Annotated in this window: 28 protein-coding genes; 26 read left to right on the forward strand and 2 right to left on the reverse strand. The window is 54.8% G+C overall.

What is annotated here, in order from left to right:
* Positions 1-34: 34 nt before the first annotated feature.
* From kefG to slyD, 4 genes are all read left to right on the forward strand, one after another.
* Positions 35-586 carry a glutathione-regulated potassium-efflux system ancillary protein KefG gene (gene kefG, locus MHZ97_RS05825; protein WP_103796380.1) on the forward strand — a complete coding sequence of 184 codons (552 nt, stop codon included), beginning with the start codon at positions 35-37 and terminating at the stop codon, positions 584-586.
* Positions 586-2391, forward strand: coding sequence for a glutathione-regulated potassium-efflux system protein KefB (gene kefB / locus MHZ97_RS05830; RefSeq protein WP_103796381.1), 1806 nt, complete (start codon positions 586-588; stop codon positions 2389-2391). The genes kefG and kefB overlap by 1 nt, the downstream gene beginning before the upstream one ends.
* Before the next feature lie 20 nt (positions 2392-2411).
* The gene (locus tag MHZ97_RS05835; RefSeq protein WP_033753007.1) at positions 2412-2606 is read left to right on the forward strand and encodes a YheV family putative zinc ribbon protein; all 195 of its coding nucleotides are present in this window, start codon (positions 2412-2414) and stop codon (positions 2604-2606) included.
* Positions 2607-2799: 193 nt separating this feature from the next.
* The gene (gene slyD, locus MHZ97_RS05840; protein WP_103796382.1) at positions 2800-3357 is read left to right on the forward strand and encodes a peptidylprolyl isomerase; all 558 of its coding nucleotides are present in this window, start codon (positions 2800-2802) and stop codon (positions 3355-3357) included.
* Between the two features lie 82 nt (positions 3358-3439).
* Here the strand turns inward: slyD and MHZ97_RS05845 are convergent, their stop codons facing one another.
* Entirely contained in the window at positions 3440-3658 is a 219-nt protein-coding gene (locus tag MHZ97_RS05845) for a SlyX family protein (protein ID WP_033753004.1), read from the reverse strand.
* Positions 3659-3938: 280 nt separating this feature from the next.
* Between MHZ97_RS05845 and fkpA the strand changes: the two genes are divergently transcribed.
* The 11 genes from fkpA (at position 3939) to bfr (ending at position 12176) form a co-directional block, all read left to right on the forward strand.
* Positions 3939-4766 (forward strand): FKBP-type peptidyl-prolyl cis-trans isomerase, encoded by an 828-nt coding sequence (gene fkpA, locus MHZ97_RS05850; protein ID WP_103796383.1) that lies wholly within the window; start codon positions 3939-3941, stop codon positions 4764-4766.
* A gap of 165 nt (positions 4767-4931) precedes the next feature.
* The gene (locus MHZ97_RS05855; protein ID WP_033752999.1) at positions 4932-5654 is read left to right on the forward strand and encodes a transcriptional regulator; all 723 of its coding nucleotides are present in this window, start codon (positions 4932-4934) and stop codon (positions 5652-5654) included.
* Entirely contained in the window at positions 5654-6040 is a 387-nt protein-coding gene (gene tusD, locus MHZ97_RS05860) for a sulfurtransferase complex subunit TusD (protein WP_103796385.1), read from the forward strand. Before MHZ97_RS05855 ends, tusD begins: the two co-directional genes overlap by 1 nt.
* Positions 6040-6399: a sulfurtransferase complex subunit TusC gene (tusC, locus tag MHZ97_RS05865; protein ID WP_239314883.1), complete on the forward strand. Its 360-nt coding sequence runs from the start codon at positions 6040-6042 to the stop codon at positions 6397-6399. Before tusD ends, tusC begins: the two co-directional genes overlap by 1 nt.
* An 8-nt stretch (positions 6400-6407) precedes the next feature.
* Positions 6408-6695: a sulfurtransferase complex subunit TusB gene (gene tusB / locus MHZ97_RS05870; protein ID WP_103796387.1), complete on the forward strand. Its 288-nt coding sequence runs from the start codon at positions 6408-6410 to the stop codon at positions 6693-6695.
* 124 nt (positions 6696-6819) lie between these two features.
* Positions 6820-7194: a 30S ribosomal protein S12 gene (rpsL, locus tag MHZ97_RS05875; protein WP_003852912.1), complete on the forward strand. Its 375-nt coding sequence runs from the start codon at positions 6820-6822 to the stop codon at positions 7192-7194.
* Positions 7195-7290: 96 nt separating this feature from the next.
* A complete protein-coding gene (gene rpsG, locus MHZ97_RS05880) occupies positions 7291-7761 on the forward strand; it encodes a 30S ribosomal protein S7 (RefSeq protein WP_013510774.1) in 471 nt (156 codons plus the stop codon).
* Between the two features lie 93 nt (positions 7762-7854).
* Entirely contained in the window at positions 7855-9969 is a 2115-nt protein-coding gene (fusA, locus tag MHZ97_RS05885; protein ID WP_103796388.1) for an elongation factor G, read from the forward strand.
* A gap of 70 nt (positions 9970-10039) precedes the next feature.
* Positions 10040-11224: an elongation factor Tu gene (tuf, locus tag MHZ97_RS05890; RefSeq protein ID WP_224481567.1), complete on the forward strand. Its 1185-nt coding sequence runs from the start codon at positions 10040-10042 to the stop codon at positions 11222-11224.
* A gap of 169 nt (positions 11225-11393) precedes the next feature.
* Positions 11394-11588: a bacterioferritin-associated ferredoxin gene (bfd, locus tag MHZ97_RS05895; protein WP_033752979.1), complete on the forward strand. Its 195-nt coding sequence runs from the start codon at positions 11394-11396 to the stop codon at positions 11586-11588.
* A gap of 105 nt (positions 11589-11693) precedes the next feature.
* Positions 11694-12176: a bacterioferritin gene (bfr, locus tag MHZ97_RS05900; protein ID WP_103797666.1), complete on the forward strand. Its 483-nt coding sequence runs from the start codon at positions 11694-11696 to the stop codon at positions 12174-12176.
* A 20-nt stretch (positions 12177-12196) separates the two neighbouring features.
* Here bfr and MHZ97_RS05905 read toward each other — a convergent pair whose 3' ends face one another.
* Entirely contained in the window at positions 12197-12427 is a 231-nt protein-coding gene (locus MHZ97_RS05905; RefSeq protein ID WP_103797665.1) for a hypothetical protein, read from the reverse strand.
* 125 nt (positions 12428-12552) lie between these two features.
* On the opposite strand from MHZ97_RS05905, the gene rpsJ reads away from it, so the two are divergent.
* Genes rpsJ through rpsQ form a run of 11 tightly spaced genes read left to right on the forward strand, consistent with a single transcriptional unit; the run spans position 12553 to position 17505 of the window.
* Complete coding sequence (rpsJ, locus tag MHZ97_RS05910) at positions 12553-12864, forward strand: 30S ribosomal protein S10 (RefSeq protein ID WP_001181005.1); 312 nt, start codon at positions 12553-12555, stop codon at positions 12862-12864.
* Between the two features lie 32 nt (positions 12865-12896).
* The gene (gene rplC, locus MHZ97_RS05915; RefSeq protein ID WP_033792404.1) at positions 12897-13526 is read left to right on the forward strand and encodes a 50S ribosomal protein L3; all 630 of its coding nucleotides are present in this window, start codon (positions 12897-12899) and stop codon (positions 13524-13526) included.
* Positions 13527-13536: 10 nt separating this feature from the next.
* A complete protein-coding gene (rplD, locus tag MHZ97_RS05920) occupies positions 13537-14142 on the forward strand; it encodes a 50S ribosomal protein L4 (protein ID WP_033752971.1) in 606 nt (201 codons plus the stop codon).
* The gene (gene rplW / locus MHZ97_RS05925; protein WP_033752969.1) at positions 14139-14441 is read left to right on the forward strand and encodes a 50S ribosomal protein L23; all 303 of its coding nucleotides are present in this window, start codon (positions 14139-14141) and stop codon (positions 14439-14441) included. The genes rplD and rplW overlap by 4 nt, the downstream gene beginning before the upstream one ends.
* A gap of 17 nt (positions 14442-14458) precedes the next feature.
* Positions 14459-15280 carry a 50S ribosomal protein L2 gene (rplB, locus tag MHZ97_RS05930; RefSeq protein WP_033752967.1) on the forward strand — a complete coding sequence of 274 codons (822 nt, stop codon included), beginning with the start codon at positions 14459-14461 and terminating at the stop codon, positions 15278-15280.
* Between the two features lie 16 nt (positions 15281-15296).
* Positions 15297-15575, forward strand: a complete 279-nt coding sequence (rpsS, locus tag MHZ97_RS05935) for a 30S ribosomal protein S19 (protein ID WP_001138115.1) — start codon at positions 15297-15299, stop codon at positions 15573-15575.
* Between the two features lie 13 nt (positions 15576-15588).
* Positions 15589-15921, forward strand: coding sequence for a 50S ribosomal protein L22 (rplV, locus tag MHZ97_RS05940; RefSeq protein ID WP_007891659.1), 333 nt, complete (start codon positions 15589-15591; stop codon positions 15919-15921).
* A gap of 17 nt (positions 15922-15938) precedes the next feature.
* Entirely contained in the window at positions 15939-16637 is a 699-nt protein-coding gene (gene rpsC / locus MHZ97_RS05945) for a 30S ribosomal protein S3 (protein ID WP_009087585.1), read from the forward strand.
* Between the two features lie 12 nt (positions 16638-16649).
* The gene (gene rplP, locus MHZ97_RS05950; RefSeq protein WP_002438716.1) at positions 16650-17060 is read left to right on the forward strand and encodes a 50S ribosomal protein L16; all 411 of its coding nucleotides are present in this window, start codon (positions 16650-16652) and stop codon (positions 17058-17060) included.
* Positions 17060-17251 carry a 50S ribosomal protein L29 gene (rpmC, locus tag MHZ97_RS05955; protein ID WP_025902044.1) on the forward strand — a complete coding sequence of 64 codons (192 nt, stop codon included), beginning with the start codon at positions 17060-17062 and terminating at the stop codon, positions 17249-17251. The genes rplP and rpmC overlap by 1 nt, the downstream gene beginning before the upstream one ends.
* Positions 17251-17505 carry a 30S ribosomal protein S17 gene (gene rpsQ, locus MHZ97_RS05960; RefSeq protein ID WP_033752951.1) on the forward strand — a complete coding sequence of 85 codons (255 nt, stop codon included), beginning with the start codon at positions 17251-17253 and terminating at the stop codon, positions 17503-17505. The genes rpmC and rpsQ overlap by 1 nt, the downstream gene beginning before the upstream one ends.
* Positions 17506-17604: the final 99 nt, after the last annotated feature.

Raw genomic sequence — 17604 nt, forward strand, 5'->3', positions numbered from 1 at the left:
CGCCGCTATGACGACGCTTTGGAAGAGGATAACTATGTCGCAGCCAGCAAAAGTTTTGCTGCTTTACGCTCATCCGGAAATGCAGGAGTCGATAGCGAATCGGGTTCTGCTGCAGTCGGCGCAGAAACAGGAAAACGTCACCGTACACGATCTGTACGCGCACTATCCTGATTTCTTTATTGATATTCACTATGAACAGCAGCTGCTGCGCGAGCATCAGGTCATCGTTTTCCAGCATCCGCTTTATACCTATAGCTGTCCTGCGCTGCTGAAAGAGTGGCTGGATCGCGTGCTGTCGCGCGGCTTCGCCAGCGGCGTCGACGGCAACGCGCTGGAGGGCAAATACTGGCGCAGCGTGATTACCACCGGCGAGCCGGAGAGTGCCTATCAGCAGAGCGGCCTCAACCGCTATTCCATGTCGGACATTATGCGCCCGTTCGAGCTGACCGCGCAGATGTGCCGCATGCACTGGATGACGCCGATGATCCTGTACTGGGCGCGACGACAGCCGAAAGAGGTGATGAGCCACTTCGCCCGCGCCTATGGCGAATGGCTGGCCGCGCCGCTGCCCAACGGAGGTCTCTGATGGAAGGACAAACGCTGCTGACCGCAGGCGTGATCTATCTGGTGGCGGCGGTGCTGATCGTGCCTGTCGCCGCGCGGCTTGGCATCGGGGCCGTGCTGGGCTATCTGGTGGCCGGCATCGCGATCGGTCCCTGGGGGCTGGGTTTTATCAGCGACGTGGAAGAGATCCTGCACTTCTCGGAGCTGGGCGTGGTGTTCCTGATGTTTATCATCGGGCTGGAGCTGAACCCTTCGAAGCTCTGGGCGCTGCGGCGTTCGATTTTCGGCGTCGGCGCGGCGCAGGTGCTGATCTCCGCCGGCATTCTCGGCGCGCTGCTGTGGCTCAGCGACTTTAGCTGGCAGGCGGCGGTGATTGGCGGCATCGGCCTCGCCATGTCCTCCACCGCGATGGCGCTGCAGCTGATGCGCGATAAAGGCATGAACCGCAGCGAGGCGGGGCAGCTCGGCTTCTCGGTGCTGCTGTTTCAGGACCTGGCGGTTATCCCGGCGCTGGCGCTGGTACCGCTGCTGGCGGGCAGCGACAGCGGCAATATCGACTGGATGAAGATTGGCATGAAGGTGCTGGCGTTCGCCGGCATGCTGGTGGGCGGGCGCTACCTGCTGCGGCCGATTTTCCGCTTTATCGCCGCCTCCGGCGTGCGCGAGGTCTTCACCGCCGCTGCGCTGCTGCTGGTGCTGGGTTCGGCGCTTTTTATGGACGCGCTCGGCCTGTCGATGGCGCTGGGTACTTTTATCGCCGGCATCCTGCTGGCGGAAAGCGAGTATCGCCACGAGCTGGAGGTCGCCATCGATCCCTTTAAGGGGCTGCTGCTCGGGCTGTTCTTTATCTCCGTTGGCATGGCGCTCAACCTTGGCGTGCTCTATACCCATATTCTGGAGATCCTGCTCGGCGTGCTGATTCTGGTCACGGTGAAAACGCTGGTGCTTTACGTGCTGGCGCGCGTCTACGGCCTGCGCAGCTCCGAGCGTCAGCAGTTCGCCGGCGTGCTGAGCCAGGGCGGCGAATTCGCCTTTGTGCTCTTTTCCGCTGCCTCTTCGGCGCATCTTTTCACCGGCGATCAGCTGCCGCTGCTGCTGGTGACGGTCACGCTGTCGATGATGACCACGCCGCTGCTGATGCAGGCGATCGATAAGCTGCTGGCGCGACGCTTTAATGAAGTCGATGAAGATGGCGAAAAGCCGTTTGTGGAAGATGACCAGCCGCAGGTGATTGTGGTGGGCTTCGGACGCATGGGGCAGGTGGTGGGTCGTCTGCTGATGGCCAATAATAAAAGGATTACGGTGCTGGAGCGCGACATCAGCGCGGTAAGCCTGATGCGCAAGTACGGCTACAAGGTTTACTATGGCGACGCCACCGAGCTTGAGCTGCTGCGCGCCGCCGGCGCGGCCAGCGCGCAGTCGATTGTGATTACCTGCAACGAGCCGGAAGATACCATGGCGATTGTGCACCTCTGCCAGCAGCATTTCCCGCAGCTGGAGATCGTGGCGCGGGCCCGCGGACGCGTGGAAGCGCACGAGCTGCTGCAGGCGGGCGTCACGCAGTTCTCGCGCGAAACCTTCTCCAGCGCGCTGGAGCTGGGACGCAAGGCGCTGATTTCGGTGGGTATGCATCCGCATCAGGCGCAGCGCGCGCAGCTGCACTTCCGCCGCCTCGATATGCGCATGCTGCGCGAGCTGATGCCGAACCACACCGACAACGCGCAGATCTCCCGCGTGCGCGAGGCGCGGCGCGAGCTGGAGGATATTTTCCGGCGCGAGATGCAGCATGAGAGACGGCAGATTGACGACTGGGATGAAGATCAGTAACAGCACACAGGTTAACCATTATGCGTAAACGATTTATTGCCGGTGCGGTTTGCCCGCACTGTCAGGAAAAAGACACGCTGGCGATGTGGCGTGAAAACAATGTCGACGTCGTGGAGTGCGTGAAGTGTGGACATCAGATGCGCGAGGCGGATAAGCAGGTTCGCGATCAGGTTCGCAGCCAGGAGCAAGTGATAGGTATTTTCCATCCTGAGTAGCGAAATGGCGCAGCTTTTTTTACGCTTAAACTTACAGTGGGATTGAATTCCGATACAATCGGCGCCACTAACGCTGAGGTTAATCGCGTCGCACAAGAGGCGACCTCAGCCCCGAACCTTTCTGGTTGGTGTTATTGCACGTAAGAATAGACCAATGAGACGGGATCTCAGTTCTCAACGGTTAGGAGATATCATGAAAGTAGCAAAAGACCTGGTGGTGAGCCTGGCCTATCAGGTACGTACAGAAGATGGTGTGTTGGTTGACGAGTCGCCGGTAAGTGCGCCGTTAGACTATCTGCACGGTCATGGTTCCCTGATTTCTGGTCTGGAAAAAGCGCTGGAAAATCACGATGTCGGCGACAAGTTTGACGTGCATATTCCGGCTAACGATGCATACGGCCAGTATGACGACAACCTGGTGCAGCGCGTACCTAAAGACGTCTTTATGGGCGTTGACGAACTGCAGGTTGGCATGCGCTTCCTGGCGGAAACCGATCAGGGTCCGGTTCCGGTCGAAATCACCGAAGTGGAAGACGAGCACGTGGTGGTTGACGGCAACCATATGCTGGCGGGCCAGAACCTGAACTTCAACGTGGAAGTTGTCGCGATCCGCGAAGCGACCCCGGAAGAGCTGGCGCACGGTCACGTTCACGGCGAGCACGGTCACGACCATGACCATGATCATGACCATGGTCACGATCACGGCAACGGCGGCTGCGGCAGCCACGGCGGTTGCGGCTGCAGCCACTAAGCCACCCAGATTTCAAAGGCCACCTTCGAGGTGGCTTTTTTTTGCCTTTGCGATCGAAGAATGCGCAGCCGGTCTGAACAGATCAATAATGCGGAGGCGGCGTCTCCTCCGACTGCGACGCGACCATCGACGGCGCGGCCGCTTTTAGCTTATCCAGCAGCAGGCGCTGCTGCTCGCGCATTTTCGCCATCTCCAGCTCGTGCTGCACCACCGTCTGATTAAGCTGATCGATAGTCAGCTCCTGAAAGGCCAGCTTGCTTTCCAGCGCTTCAAGCCGTTGTTCCCACTCTGATTGTTGCATGACCTCTCCTCCTGGTTCGACGCTGCGAATCTCGCATCAGACGCTGATTCTACGGCTTCCCCGGTAAGAATCACCCGATTTCTTTGCCGTCTCGCCTGCAAAGGGTTGAATAACGGCTGTGGCAGCATCATCTCTGATGAAACTTCCTGATGCAAAAAAGGTCGGAGGAGAACCGGGTAATTACGCTGCGGGAGTGTTCGCCGCTGCCGCGTACAGTTATAGTGTGGGCCTTTAGTCCGCAATAATTCCCGAGGTGAGACGCTTCGGTTTTGGAGAAAGGATGAAATCACTGTTTAAAGTCACTATGTTAGCCACCACCATGGCCATCGCGCTGAACGCGCCGCTGGCGATGGCAGCCGAAGCGACCGCAGCGCCTGCTGCGACCGATGCGGCACCGCAGGCACCGAAAAATGCGGCCTTCAAAAATGAAGACCAGCAATCAGCCTATGCTCTGGGCGCCTCGCTGGGTCGCTACATGGACAACTCCCTGAAGGAACAGGAGAAACTGGGCATCAAGCTGGACAAAGAGCAGCTGATCGCGGGCGTTCAGGATGCGTTCGGCGGCAAGAGCAAACTCTCCGATCAAGAGATCGAGCAGACGCTGCAGGCCTTTGAAGGCCGTGTGAAAGGCGCTGCGCAGGCGAAGATGGAAAAAGACGCGAAAGAGAACGCCGATAAAGGCACCGCTTTTGCCGACAAATTCGCCAAAGAGAGCGGCGTGAAGAAAACCGAATCTGGCCTGCTGTATAAAGTAGAGAAAGAAGGCAGCGGCGACGCGCCGAAAGACAGCGATACCGTTGTCGTGAACTACAAAGGTACGCTGATTGACGGCACCGAGTTCGACAACTCCTATACCCGTGGCGAACCGCTCTCTTTCCGTCTTGACGGTGTGATTCCAGGCTGGACTGAAGGTCTGAAGCACGTGAAGAAAGGCGGTAAAATCAAGCTGGTAATCCCGCCGCAGCTCGCCTACGGTAAAAATGGCGTGCCGGGCATCCCGGCTAACTCGACGCTGGTATTCGATGTTGAACTGCTCGACATTAAGCCGGCGCCTAAAGCAGATGAGAAAGCGCAGGCGCCTGCCGCCGACGCGAAGAAATCTCAATAATCTGTCTGCCGCCGCCTTCGGGCGGCGGTTTCATTTCCCCCCTGCGACAAAGCTCTGGCATAAGCGAGCGACATTTGCCAGACTATCCTCTGCATAACTTTCCCAATAAAAAGAGTCTGCCCGCTGCGCTGAGACAGGCTCCAGCCATTTAGGGTAATGTCTTCGATGTCAAATCCATTCAATCCCGGCGAACTGAGCGACTTCGATTTACTGGAGCAGCGTCCCTTCGAGCAAACGGACTACGATATCCTCCGCTCCTATGAGGCGGTGGTTGACGGCCTGGCGATGCTGATTGGTTCGCACTGCGAAATCGTGCTGCACTCGCTGGAAGATCTGAAATGTTCGGCGGTGCGCATCGCCAACGGCGAACACACCGGTCGTAAAGTGGGCTCACCGATTACCGATCTGGCGCTGCGCATGCTGCACGATATGCACGGCGCGGACAGCAACGTTTCACGCGCCTACTTCACCCGCGCTAAAAGCGGCGTGCTGATGAAGTCGGTCACTATCGCGATACGCAACCGGCAGCAGCGCGTTATCGGGCTGTTGTGCATTAACATGAACCTCGACGTGCCGTTCTCGCAGATTATGTCGACCTTTATGCCGCCGGAGATGCATCAGGTCGATTCCAACGTTAACTTCGCCAGCTCGGTGGAGGATCTGGTAACGCAAACGCTGGAGTTCACCATTGAAGAGGTGAGCGCCGATCGCAACGTTTCCAATAACGCCAAGAATCGTCAGATCGTGCTGAATCTCTATGAGAAGGGCATCTTTGATATCAAAGACGCCATTAACCAGGTTGCGGATCGCCTCAATATCTCTAAGCACACCGTCTATCTCTATATTCGCCAGTTCAAGAACGGCGACTTCCAGGGGCAGGAGCGCTGATGCGCTACACCCTGCTGGTGACCGGTCCAGCCTACGGCACGCAGCAGGCGAGCAGCGCCTTGCTGTTCGCCCGCGCGCTGCTGGCTGCTGGCCATCAGCTGCAGAGCGTCTTCTTCTACCGCGAGGGCGTGCTGAACGCCAATGAGCTGACCGCGCCGGCCAGCGACGAGGCGGATATCGTGCGCGCCTGGCAAGCGCTGCATCAGGAGCAGGGCGTGGCGCTCAATATCTGCGTGGCCGCCGCGCTGCGTCGCGGCGTTACCGACGCTCAGGAGGCAGAGCGGCTGCAGCTGGCAGGCAGCAATCTGCAGCCGGGGTTTGAGCTTAGCGGCCTGGGTGCGCTGGCGGAAGCCGCGCTCGGCTGCGATCGACTGGTGCAGTTTTAATGAATCGCGTCGCTTTTGTATTTACCCGCGCGCCGCACGGCAGCAGCGCAGGCCGGGAAGGGCTCGACGCCGCGCTGGCCACCGGCGCGCTGAGCGAGTCGATAGGGCTGTTTTTTATTGGCGACGGCGTGCTGCAGCTGATGCCCGGCCAGCAGCCGGACGTTATTCTCGCGCGCAATCACGCCGCCACCTTCGGCGTGCTGGCGCTGTATGATATTGAACAGTGCTATATCAGCCGTGAGGCGCTGCGCGAACGCGGCCTGGCGGAGGAGGGCGCGCGCGTAATGGACGTAGGGATTCTGGATGCGGCAGCGCTGCGGCAGCAGCTGGCGACCTACGATCGCATCATCACCTTTTAAGAGCGCCTATGTTGCACACCCTGATGCATTCACCCTATTACAGCGATCTCGACACGCTGCTGCTGTTGCTGACGGCAGAGGACGATCTGCTGCTGCTGCAGGATGGCGTGCTGGGCGCGCTGGAAGGCAGCAGCGCCCTGAGCCGTTTGCTGACTGCGCCCGCTACCCTGTGGGTACTGACGGAGGACGTGACCGCGCGCGGCCTTGCTGCTCAAATTTCAGCCAAAGTAAGGCCGGTGGACTATACTGGTTTCGTCGCGCTCACTGAAAAACATCAGCAGCAGATGACCTGGTAATGTCGTAAAGCCTGGTTATTTCTTGACACCCTATTGGCTCAGCCCTAAAATTCTGCGTCCTCGTAGTTATACGGGGCGATTTATTACGTGTTTACGAAGCAAAAGCAAATCCAGGAGCTATTTAATGGCAACAGTTAACCAGCTGGTTCGCAAACCACGCGTACGCAAAGTTGCAAAGAGCAACGTGCCTGCGCTGGAAGCTTGCCCGCAAAAACGTGGCGTTTGTACCCGTGTGTACACCACCACTCCGAAAAAACCGAACTCCGCACTGCGTAAAGTTTGCCGTGTTCGTCTGACTAACGGTTTTGAAGTTACCTCCTATATCGGCGGTGAAGGTCATAACCTGCAGGAACACTCCGTGATCCTGATCCGTGGCGGTCGTGTTAAAGACCTGCCAGGTGTGCGTTACCACACCGTTCGTGGCGCGCTGGACTGCTCAGGTGTTAAAGACCGTAAGCAGGCTCGCTCCAAGTACGGCGTGAAGAAGCCAAAGGCTTAATGGTTCTCCGTTAAGTAAGGCCAAACGTTTTAACTTAAATGTCAAACTAAACTCGTAGAGTTTTGGACAATCCTGAATTAACAACGGAGTATTTCCATGCCACGTCGTCGCGTCATTGGTCAGCGTAAAATTCTGCCGGATCCTAAGTTCGGATCAGAGCTGCTGGCCAAATTTGTAAATATCCTGATGGTAGATGGTAAAAAATCTACTGCTGAATCAATCGTTTATACCGCGCTTGAGACCCTGGCTCAGCGTTCTGGTAAAAACGAGCTGGAAGCCTTTGAAGTAGCCCTCGAAAACGTGCGTCCGACTGTCGAAGTTAAGTCACGTCGCGTTGGTGGTTCTACCTATCAGGTACCAGTAGAAGTCCGTCCGGTTCGTCGTAATGCCCTGGCAATGCGCTGGATCGTAGAAGCTGCTCGTAAACGCGGTGATAAATCTATGGCTCTCCGCCTGGCGAACGAACTTTCTGACGCTGCAGAAAACAAAGGTACTGCAGTTAAGAAACGTGAAGACGTTCACCGCATGGCAGAAGCCAACAAGGCGTTCGCTCACTACCGCTGGTAATCGCCACGTAGTTGTTGTTAAACCAGCGGGCGTGCAAAATGCTAACCCGCTGGGTTCGACTAATTTTGAACGTCCGAGAATCAGAGGAATCAAATGGCTCGTACAACACCCATTGCGCGCTACCGTAACATCGGTATCAGCGCACACATCGACGCCGGTAAAACCACGACGACCGAGCGCATCCTGTTCTACACCGGTGTTAACCACAAAATCGGTGAAGTACACGATGGCGCAGCGACCATGGACTGGATGGCGCAGGAGCAGGAGCGTGGTATCACCATCACGTCTGCAGCGACCACCGCATTCTGGTCCGGTATGGCTAAGCAGTTTGAGCCGCACCGTATCAACATCATCGACACCCCTGGACACGTTGACTTCACCATCGAAGTAGAACGTTCAATGCGTGTGCTCGATGGCGCAGTAATGGTTTACTGTGCTGTAGGTGGCGTGCAGCCGCAGTCTGAGACCGTATGGCGTCAGGCAAACAAATATAAAGTTCCGCGTATTGCGTTCGTTAACAAAATGGACCGCATGGGCGCGAACTTCCTGAAAGTTGTTGGTCAGATCGAATCCCGTCTGGGCGCGACTCCGGTTCCGCTGCAGCTGGCTATCGGCGCTGAAGAGAACTTCACCGGCGTTGTTGACCTGATCAAAATGAAAGCCATCAACTGGAACGATGCCGACCAGGGCGTTACCTTCGTTTACGAAGATATCCCGGCCGACATGCAGGAACTGGCTGAAGAATGGCGCGGCAAGCTGATCGAAGCAGCAGCAGAAGCTTCTGAAGAGCTGATGGAGAAATTCTTCAGCGGCGAAGAGCTGAGCGAAGAAGAGATCAAAACCGCTCTGCGTCAGCGCGTACTGCGTAACGAAATCATCCTGGTTACCTGTGGTTCTGCGTTCAAGAACAAAGGTGTTCAGGCAATGCTGGATGCCGTGGTTGAATACCTGCCGGCACCGACTGACGTTCCTGCGATCAACGGTATGCTGGACGACGGTAAAGACACGCCTGCTGAGCGTCACGCTGACGACAGCGAGCCGTTCTCTGCGCTGGCGTTCAAAATCGCCAACGACCCGTTCGTGGGCAACCTGACCTTCTTCCGCGTCTACTCTGGCGTGGTTAACTCAGGTGATACCGTACTGAACTCAGTGAAATCTGCTCGTGAGCGTTTCGGCCGTATCGTACAGATGCACGCTAACAAACGTGAAGAGATCAGCGAAGTTCGCGCAGGCGACATCGCAGCGGCAATCGGTCTGAAAGACGTGATCACCGGTGATACCCTGTGTGATCCGAACAGCCCGATCATCCTGGAACGTATGGAGTTCCCGGAGCCGGTAATCTCTATCGCCGTTGAGCCGAAAACCAAAGCTGACCAGGAAAAAATGGGTCTGGCTCTGGGCCGTCTGGCGAAAGAAGACCCGTCATTCCGCGTATGGACTGACGAAGAATCTAACCAGACCATCATCGCTGGTATGGGTGAGCTGCACCTCGACATCATCGTTGACCGCATGAAGCGTGAATTCAACGTTGAAGCGAACGTGGGCAAACCGCAGGTAGCTTACCGCGAAGCAATTCGCTCTAAAGTTACCGACATCGAAGGTAAGCACGCTAAGCAGTCTGGTGGTCGCGGTCAGTACGGTCATGTTGTTATCGACATGTACCCGCTGGAGCCGGGTTCAAACCCGAAAGGCTACGAATTTGTCAACGACATCAAAGGTGGTGTGATTCCTGGCGAATACATCCCTGCGGTTGACAAAGGCATCCAGGAACAGCTGAAATCTGGCCCGCTGGCAGGTTATCCGGTTGTTGATCTGGGCGTGCGTCTGCACTTCGGTTCTTACCATGACGTGGACTCCTCAGAGCTGGCGTTTAAACTGGCCGCTTCTATCGCCTTTAAAGATGGCTTTAAGAAAGCGCAGCCGGTACTGCTTGAGCCGATCATGAAGGTTGAAGTAGAGACTCCGGAAGAGAACACCGGTGACGTCATCGGTGACCTTAGCCGTCGTCGTGGTATGCTGAAAGGGCAGGAATCTAACGCTACCGGCGTTCAGATTCACGCTGAAGTTCCGCTGTCTGAAATGTTCGGATACGCGACGCAGTTGCGTTCTCTGACTAAAGGCCGTGCTTCTTACTCCATGGAGTTCCTGAAGTACGATGATGCGCCGAACAACGTCGCTCAGGCCGTTATTGAAGCTCGTAGCAAATAAGGCTACGGTTTAAAAATTGTGAACAGATGCCTTCATCAATGATGAAGGCATAACAGTAAGGATTATCGCCATGGCGAAAGAGCAATTTCAACGTAACAAACTGCACGTAAACGTGGGCACCATCGGTCACGTTGACCACGGTAAAACCACCCTGACTGCAGCAATCACCACCGTTCTGGCTAAAACCTACGGCGGCCAGGCTCGCGCATTCGACCAGATCGATAACGCGCCGGAAGAGAAGGCTCGTGGTATCACCATCAACACCTCTCACGTTGAGTACGAAACCCCGACTCGTCACTACGCGCACGTTGACTGCCCGGGCCACGCCGACTACGTGAAAAACATGATCACCGGTGCTGCTCAGATGGACGGCGCTATCCTGGTTGTTGCTGCGACTGACGGCCCGATGCCGCAGACCCGTGAGCACATCCTGCTGGGTCGTCAGGTTGGCGTTCCTTACATCATCGTGTTCCTGAACAAGTGCGACATGGTTGATGACGAAGAGCTGCTGGAGCTGGTTGAGATGGAAGTTCGTGACCTGCTGTCACAGTACGACTTCCCGGGCGACGACACGCCGATCGTTCGCGGTTCAGCGCTGAAAGCACTGGAAGGCGACGCAGAGTGGGAAGCGAAGATCGTTGAGCTGGCTGGCCACCTGGATACCTATATCCCGGATCCGGTTCGTGCTATCGACCTGCCGTTCCTGCTGCCGATCGAAGACGTATTCTCAATCTCTGGCCGTGGTACCGTTGTTACCGGTCGTGTTGAGCGCGGCATCGTGAAAGTGGGCGACGAAGTTGAAATCGTTGGTATCAAAGACACCGCGAAATCAACCTGTACTGGCGTTGAAATGTTCCGCAAACTGCTGGATCAGGGTCAGGCTGGTGAGAACGTCGGCGTTCTGCTGCGTGGTATCAAGCGTGAAGAGATCGAGCGTGGCCAGGTACTGGCTAAGCCGGGCTCAATCAAGCCGCACACCACTTTCGTGTCAGAAGTATACGTTCTGTCCAAAGAAGAAGGCGGTCGTCACACTCCGTTCTTCAAAGGCTACCGTCCGCAGTTCTACTTCCGTACTACTGACGTGACTGGCAACATCGAACTGCCGGAAGGCGTTGAGATGGTAATGCCGGGCGACAACATCAAGATGACCGTTACTCTGATCCACCCGATCGCGATGGACCAGGGTCTGCGCTTCGCAATCCGCGAAGGCGGCCGTACCGTTGGCGCGGGCGTTGTTGCTGAAGTTATCGCTTAATTGCGTTAGCAGGTGGCCTTCGGGCCACCAGAGCAGAAAAGAGCACTTCGGTGCTCTTTTTTTTTGTCTGAGGCCTGCGCAACCCGCCTTATCCACACTAATTCTGGGTTTGAAATAAAAATTATTCTCATTTAAGCTTTGATCATAAATTGATCGAGGTGAGCAGTAAATGTACGTTTGTTTGTGTAACGCCGTCAGTGACAAAACCCTCCGCGAGGCGGTTCGCCGCTATCAGCCTAAATCTATCCAGCAGCTGCGCCAGCTTGTCCCGGTTGGAAAGCAGTGCGGTAAGTGCATTCGCGTAGCGCGAGAAATCATGGAAGACGAGCTGCAAAACGTGCCGCTCTATAAAGAGATCGCCTGATCGTTCGCGCGTGCCGACTGTAATACCCACAGATTTGGTCGCGTTTTTTTGACTTCTTTTTATCCGCATCTACGCTCTAATTTAACTGGAAGCGGAGGAAGCAAAATGAAGGGCGACATTAAAATCATAAGCCATCTCAATAAATTGCTGGGAAATGAACTGGTTGCAATCAATCAGTACTTTCTTCATGCGCGAATGTTCAAAAACTGGGGCCTGATGCGCCTCAACGACACCGAGTACCATGAATCCATCGACGAGATGAAGCACGCCGATAAATATATCGAGCGTATTCTGTTTCTGGAGGGGATTCCCAATTTGCAGGATTTAGGCCGGTTGCGGATTGGCGAAGATGTTGAGGAGATGCTGCGCGCCGATCTTCAGCTGGAGCTGGAAGGGGCGAAGGACCTGCGCGAGGCGATCGCCTATGCGGATAAGGTGCATGACTACGTTAGCCGCGACATGATGATCGAAATTCTCGCGGATGAAGAGCACCATATCGACTGGATTGAAACCGAGCTGGATCTCATCAATAAGCTGGGCATCCAGAACTATCTGCAGGCGCAAATCCGGGAAAGAGACGAAGAGTAGACCCGCTGTGACATATCCCCTTATCGAGCCCGCTTGCGCTCTCTGATGGCGCAAGCGGGCTTAATCTCTTTTGCTTTCCCTACCAGACCTTGCCCGCCTTGCGCGCGCTTCGCTATTGCCGCCATAAAAATGCCACCAGAAAATAAGGTTAAAAACAGAACACGGGTTGCTTCCTGAGCAGATTTACGTATAATGCGCGGGCTTGCCAATATTAGCAGGCGCGATTCGAGCAGAATCGCAGGCGGCAGCATGTTAGGTCGCCTGACAATACTCCCAATTGTGGAGTTATATGCTGAACGATTACACTCTCCCATCAATCGTAATGGGTGCGAGTAGTAATTTTTTTCGTCTATAAAAAGTTTGGAGCTCTGGTCTCATGCAGAACCAAAGAATCCGTATCCGTCTTAAAGCGTTTGATCATCGTCTGATCGATCAATCAACCGCGGAAATCGTTGAGACCGCCAAGCGCACTGGTGCGCAGGTTCGTGGTCCGATCCCGCTGCCGACTCGCAAAGAGCGCTTCACCGTTCTGATCTCTCCGCACGTTAACAAAGATGCGCGCGATCAGTACGAAATCCGCACTCACAAGCGTCTGGTAGACATCGTTGAGCCAACTGAAAAAACCGTTGATGCTCTGATGCGTCTGGATCTGGCTGCCGGTGTAGACGTGCAGATCAGCCTGGGTTAATCAGGTCATCGAGCGATTGAGAGGTTGATACAATGATTGGTTTAGTCGGTAAAAAAGTGGGCATGACCCGCGTCTTCACTGAAGACGGCGTTTCAATCCCAGTAACCGTAATCGAAGTTGAAGCAAACCGCGTTACTCAGGTCAAAGGCCTGGAGAACGATGGTTACCAGGCAATCCAGGTTACCACCGGTGCGAAAAAAGCGAACCGTGTGACCAAACCTGAAGCTGGTCATTTTGCTAAAGCTGGCGTTGAAGCCGGCCGTGGTCTGTGGGAATTCCGCACCGCTGAAGGTGAAGAGTACTCAGTTGGCCAGAGCATCAGTGTTGAAATTTTCGCTGACGTTAAAAAAGTAGACGTAACCGGTACCTCTAAAGGTAAAGGTTTCGCAGGTACCGTTAAGCGCTGGAACTTCCGTACCCAGGACGCTACTCACGGTAACTCCCTTTCTCACCGCGTTCCGGGTTCTATCGGTCAGAACCAGACTCCGGGCAAAGTGTTCAAGGGCAAGAAAATGGCAGGTCAGCTGGGTAATGAGCGCGTAACCGTTCAGAGCCTGGATGTGGTACGTGTTGACGCTGAGCGCAACCTGCTGCTGGTGAAAGGTGCTGTCCCGGGTGCGACCGGTAGCGACCTGATCGTTAAACCAGCTGTGAAGGCGTAAGGGGATAGCAATGGAATTAGTACTGAAAGACGCGCAGAGCGCGCTGACTGTTTCCGAAACTACCTTCGGTCGTGATTTCAACGAAGCGCTGGTTCACCAGGTTGTTGTTGCTTACGCTGCAGGCGCCCGTCAGGGTACCCGCGCGCAGAAAACGCGTGCTGAAGTAACTGGTTCAGGCAAAAAGCCGTGGCGCCAGAAAGGCACCGGCCGTGCGCGTTCAGGTTCTGTAAAGAGCCCGATCTGGCGTTCAGGCGGCGTGACCTTCGCTGCACGTCCGCAGGACCACAGTCAAAAAGTTAACAAAAAGATGTACCGCGGCGCGCTGAAAAGCATCCTGTCCGAACTGGTACGTCAAGATCGTCTGATCGTTGTCGAGACGTTCTCTGTAGAAGCACCGAAAACCAAGCTGCTGGTACAGAAACTGAAAGACATGGCGCTGGAAGACGTGCTGATCATCACCGGTGAACTGGATGAGAATCTGTTCCTGGCTGCCCGCAACCTGTACAAGGTTGACGTGCGCGATGCAGCGGGTATCGACCCAGTTAGCCTGATCGCCTTCGACAAAGTCGTTATGACTGCTGATGCAGTTAAGCAAGTTGAGGAGATGCTGGCATGATCCGTGAAGAACGTCTGCTGAAAGTACTGCGCGCGCCGCACGTATCTGAAAAAGCGTCTGCTGCGATGGAAAAAACCAACACCATCGTTCTCAAAGTTGCTAAAGACGCGACCAAAGCAGAGATCGTTGCTGCTGTTGAAAAACTGTTCGAAGTAGAAGTTAAAGACGTGAACACCCTGGTTGTTAAAGGGAAAACTAAGCGTCACGGACAGCGTATCGGTCGTCGCAGCGACTGGAAAAAAGCTTACGTCACCCTGAAGGAAGGCCAGAATCTGGACTTCGTCGGCGGCGCTGAGTAAGTCGGAGGAGAAAGACAATGGCAGTTGTTAAATGTAAACCGACATCTCCGGGTCGTCGCCACGTCGTTAAAGTGGTAAACCCTGAGCTGCACAAGGGCAAACCTTTTGCCCCGCTGATCGAAAAGAACAGCAAATCCGGTGGTCGTAACAACAATGGTCGTATCACTACCCGTCATATCGGTGGTGGTCACAAGCAGGCTTACCGTATTGTTGACTTCAAACGCAACAAAGACGGTATCCCGGCAGTTGTTGAGCGTCTTGAGTACGATCCGAACCGTTCTGCGAACATCGCACTGGTTCTGTACAAAGACGGCGAGCGCCGTTATATCCTGGCCCCTAAAGGCCTGAAAGCCGGCGACCAGATTCAGTCTGGCGTTGATGCTGCGATCAAAGCAGGTAACACCCTGCCGATGCGTAACATCCCGGTGGGTTCTACTGTACACAACGTAGAAATGAAGCCGGGCAAAGGCGGTCAGATCGCTCGCTCTGCTGGCGCTTACGTGCAGATCGTTGCGCGTGAAGGCTCCTACGTTACCCTGCGTCTGCGTTCAGGCGAAATGCGTAAAATCGAAGCTGATTGCCGCGCAACCCTGGGCGAAGTCGGCAACGCTGAGCATATGCTGCGCGTGCTGGGTAAAGCTGGTGCAACTCGTTGGCGTGGTGTTCGTCCGACCGTTCGCGGTACCGCGATGAACCCAGTAGATCACCCGCACGGTGGTGGTGAAGGTCGTAACTTTGGTAAGCACCCGGTAACTCCGTGGGGCGTTCAGACCAAAGGTAAGAAGACCCGTAGCAACAAGCGTACTGATAAATTTATCGTACGTCGCCGTAGCAAATAATATTAGAGGATAAGCCATGCCACGTTCTCTCAAGAAAGGTCCTTTTATTGACCTGCACTTGCTGAAGAAGGTAGAGAAAGCGGTGGAAAGCGGAGACAAGAAGCCCCTGCGCACCTGGTCCCGTCGTTCAACGATCTTCCCTAACATGATCGGTTTGACCATCGCTGTCCATAATGGTCGTCAGCACGTTCCTGTCTTTGTTTCCGACGAAATGGTCGGCCACAAGCTGGGTGAATTTGCACCGACACGTACTTATCGCGGCCACGCTGCTGATAAGAAAGCCAAGAAGAAATAAGTAGGAGGAAGAGATGGAAACTATTGCTCAACATCGCCATGCTCGTTCTTCTGCTCAGAAGGTCCGCCTTGTTGCTGACCTGATTCGCGGTAAGAAAGTGTCGCAGGCTCTGGATATTCTGACCTACACCAACAAGAAAGCGGCTGTACTGGTTAAGAAGGTCCTGGAATCTGCCATTGCTAACGCCGAACACAACGATGGCGCTGATATCGACGATCTGAAAGTCGCGAAAATTTTCGTAGACGAAGGCCCGAGCATGAAGCGCATTATGCCGCGTGCTAAAGGTCGTGCAGATCGCATCCTGAAGCGCACCAGCCACATTACTGTGGTTGTGTCCGATCGCTGAGACTCTGGAGACTAGCAATGGGTCAGAAAGTACATCCTAATGGTATTCGCCTGGGTATTGTAAAACCATGGAACTCTACCTGGTTTGCGAACACCAAAGAATTCGCTGACAACCTGGACAGCGATTTTAAAGTTCGTCAGTTCCTGACTAAAGAACTGGCAAAAGCGTCTGTATCCCGCATCGTTATCGAGCGTCCGGCTAAGAGCATCCGTGTGACCATTCACACCGCTCGCCCGGGTATCGTTATCGGTAAAAAGGGTGAAGACGTAGAAAAACTGCGCACGGTCGTCGCGAACATCGCTGGCGTACCTGCACAGATCAATATCGCCGAAGTCCGTAAGCCGGAACTGGACGCGAAACTGGTTGCTGACAGCATCACTTCACAGCTGGAGCGTCGCGTGATGTTCCGTCGTGCGATGAAGCGTGCTGTTCAGAACGCCATGCGTCTGGGCGCTAAAGGTATCAAAGTTGAAGTTAGCGGCCGTCTGGGCGGAGCTGAGATCGCACGTACCGAATGGTACCGTGAAGGTCGCGTACCGCTGCACACTCTGCGTGCTGACATTGACTACAACACCTCTGAAGCGCACACCACTTATGGTGTAATCGGCGTTAAGGTATGGATCTTCAAAGGCGAGATCCTGGGTGGTATGGCTGCTGTTGAACAACCGGAACCGGCTGCTCAACCTAAAAAGCAGCAGCGTAAAGGCCGTAAGTAAGGAGAGTCGCTGATGTTACAACCAAAGCGTACAAAATTCCGTAAAGTGCACAAAGGCCGCAACCGCGGTCTGGCGCAGGGTACGGATGTTAGCTTCGGTACTTTCGGTCTGAAAGCTGTTGGCCGTGGTCGTCTGACTGCTCGTCAGATCGAAGCAGCACGTCGTGCTATGACCCGTGCAGTTAAGCGTCAAGGTAAGATCTGGATCCGTGTATTCCCGGACAAACCGATCACCGAGAAGCCGCTGGAAGTGCGTATGGGTAAAGGTAAGGGTAACGTGGAGTATTGGGTTGCCCTGATTCAGCCTGGTAAAGTCCTGTATGAAATGGACGGCGTACCAGAAGAGCTGGCCCGTGAAGCCTTCAAGCTGGCAGCAGCAAAACTGCCTATCAAAACCACCTTTGTTACTAAGACGGTGATGTAATGAAAGCAACAGAGCTGCGTGAAAAAAGCGTTGAAGAGCTGAACACTGAGCTGCTTAATCTGCTGCGTGAGCAGTTTAACCTGCGCATGCAGGCAGCATCCGGCCAACTGCAGCAGACCCATCTGCTGAAACAGGTTCGTCGTGATGTTGCACGCGTTAAGACTTTACTGACTGAGAAGGCGGGTGCGTAATGACCGATAAAATCCGTACTCTGCAAGGTCGTGTTGTTAGTGACAAAATGCAGAAATCTGCAGTTGTCGCTATCGAGCGTTTCGTGAAACACCCGATCTACGGTAAATTCATCAAGCGTACGACTAAGCTGCACATCCATGACGAGAACAACGAATGCGGTATTGGTGACGTGGTAGAAATCCGCGAAACCCGTCCGCTGTCCAAGACCAAATCCTGGACTCTGGTTCGCGTTATCGAGAAAGCCGTTCTGTAACAGGAACTGTTTTTTCTGAAGAAACCCTCTGCTTCGGCAGAGGGTTTTTTTTTGCGCCTAATCTCAATCCGGCGCGATCAGCTGCCAGCCACTTTATAA

It is taken from the genome of Pantoea sp. ACRSC (assembly GCF_022346785.1).
Classification (GTDB): Bacteria; Pseudomonadota; Gammaproteobacteria; order Enterobacterales; family Enterobacteriaceae; genus Pantoea; species Pantoea alvi.

What these genes read in the sequence shown, in the direction of transcription:
- kefG (WP_103796380.1), top strand. Translation starts at nt 35, where the DNA reads ATGTCGCAGCCAGCAAAAGTTTTGCTGCTTTACGCTCATCCGGAAATG.
- kefB (WP_103796381.1), top strand. Translation starts at nt 586, where the DNA reads ATGGAAGGACAAACGCTGCTGACCGCAGGCGTGATCTATCTGGTGGCG.
- MHZ97_RS05835 (WP_033753007.1), top strand. Translation starts at nt 2,412, where the DNA reads ATGCGTAAACGATTTATTGCCGGTGCGGTTTGCCCGCACTGTCAGGAA.
- slyD (WP_103796382.1), top strand. Translation starts at nt 2,800, where the DNA reads ATGAAAGTAGCAAAAGACCTGGTGGTGAGCCTGGCCTATCAGGTACGT.
- MHZ97_RS05845 (WP_033753004.1), bottom strand. Translation starts at nt 3,658, where the DNA reads ATGCAACAATCAGAGTGGGAACAACGGCTTGAAGCGCTGGAAAGCAAG.
- fkpA (WP_103796383.1), top strand. Translation starts at nt 3,939, where the DNA reads ATGAAATCACTGTTTAAAGTCACTATGTTAGCCACCACCATGGCCATC.
- MHZ97_RS05855 (WP_033752999.1), top strand. Translation starts at nt 4,932, where the DNA reads ATGTCAAATCCATTCAATCCCGGCGAACTGAGCGACTTCGATTTACTG.
- tusD (WP_103796385.1), top strand. Translation starts at nt 5,654, where the DNA reads ATGCGCTACACCCTGCTGGTGACCGGTCCAGCCTACGGCACGCAGCAG.
- tusC (WP_239314883.1), top strand. Translation starts at nt 6,040, where the DNA reads ATGAATCGCGTCGCTTTTGTATTTACCCGCGCGCCGCACGGCAGCAGC.
- tusB (WP_103796387.1), top strand. Translation starts at nt 6,408, where the DNA reads ATGTTGCACACCCTGATGCATTCACCCTATTACAGCGATCTCGACACG.
- rpsL (WP_003852912.1), top strand. Translation starts at nt 6,820, where the DNA reads ATGGCAACAGTTAACCAGCTGGTTCGCAAACCACGCGTACGCAAAGTT.
- rpsG (WP_013510774.1), top strand. Translation starts at nt 7,291, where the DNA reads ATGCCACGTCGTCGCGTCATTGGTCAGCGTAAAATTCTGCCGGATCCT.
- fusA (WP_103796388.1), top strand. Translation starts at nt 7,855, where the DNA reads ATGGCTCGTACAACACCCATTGCGCGCTACCGTAACATCGGTATCAGC.
- tuf (WP_224481567.1), top strand. Translation starts at nt 10,040, where the DNA reads ATGGCGAAAGAGCAATTTCAACGTAACAAACTGCACGTAAACGTGGGC.
- bfd (WP_033752979.1), top strand. Translation starts at nt 11,394, where the DNA reads ATGTACGTTTGTTTGTGTAACGCCGTCAGTGACAAAACCCTCCGCGAG.
- bfr (WP_103797666.1), top strand. Translation starts at nt 11,694, where the DNA reads ATGAAGGGCGACATTAAAATCATAAGCCATCTCAATAAATTGCTGGGA.
- MHZ97_RS05905 (WP_103797665.1), bottom strand. Translation starts at nt 12,427, where the DNA reads ATGCTGCCGCCTGCGATTCTGCTCGAATCGCGCCTGCTAATATTGGCA.
- rpsJ (WP_001181005.1), top strand. Translation starts at nt 12,553, where the DNA reads ATGCAGAACCAAAGAATCCGTATCCGTCTTAAAGCGTTTGATCATCGT.
- rplC (WP_033792404.1), top strand. Translation starts at nt 12,897, where the DNA reads ATGATTGGTTTAGTCGGTAAAAAAGTGGGCATGACCCGCGTCTTCACT.
- rplD (WP_033752971.1), top strand. Translation starts at nt 13,537, where the DNA reads ATGGAATTAGTACTGAAAGACGCGCAGAGCGCGCTGACTGTTTCCGAA.
- rplW (WP_033752969.1), top strand. Translation starts at nt 14,139, where the DNA reads ATGATCCGTGAAGAACGTCTGCTGAAAGTACTGCGCGCGCCGCACGTA.
- rplB (WP_033752967.1), top strand. Translation starts at nt 14,459, where the DNA reads ATGGCAGTTGTTAAATGTAAACCGACATCTCCGGGTCGTCGCCACGTC.
- rpsS (WP_001138115.1), top strand. Translation starts at nt 15,297, where the DNA reads ATGCCACGTTCTCTCAAGAAAGGTCCTTTTATTGACCTGCACTTGCTG.
- rplV (WP_007891659.1), top strand. Translation starts at nt 15,589, where the DNA reads ATGGAAACTATTGCTCAACATCGCCATGCTCGTTCTTCTGCTCAGAAG.
- rpsC (WP_009087585.1), top strand. Translation starts at nt 15,939, where the DNA reads ATGGGTCAGAAAGTACATCCTAATGGTATTCGCCTGGGTATTGTAAAA.
- rplP (WP_002438716.1), top strand. Translation starts at nt 16,650, where the DNA reads ATGTTACAACCAAAGCGTACAAAATTCCGTAAAGTGCACAAAGGCCGC.
- rpmC (WP_025902044.1), top strand. Translation starts at nt 17,060, where the DNA reads ATGAAAGCAACAGAGCTGCGTGAAAAAAGCGTTGAAGAGCTGAACACT.
- rpsQ (WP_033752951.1), top strand. Translation starts at nt 17,251, where the DNA reads ATGACCGATAAAATCCGTACTCTGCAAGGTCGTGTTGTTAGTGACAAA.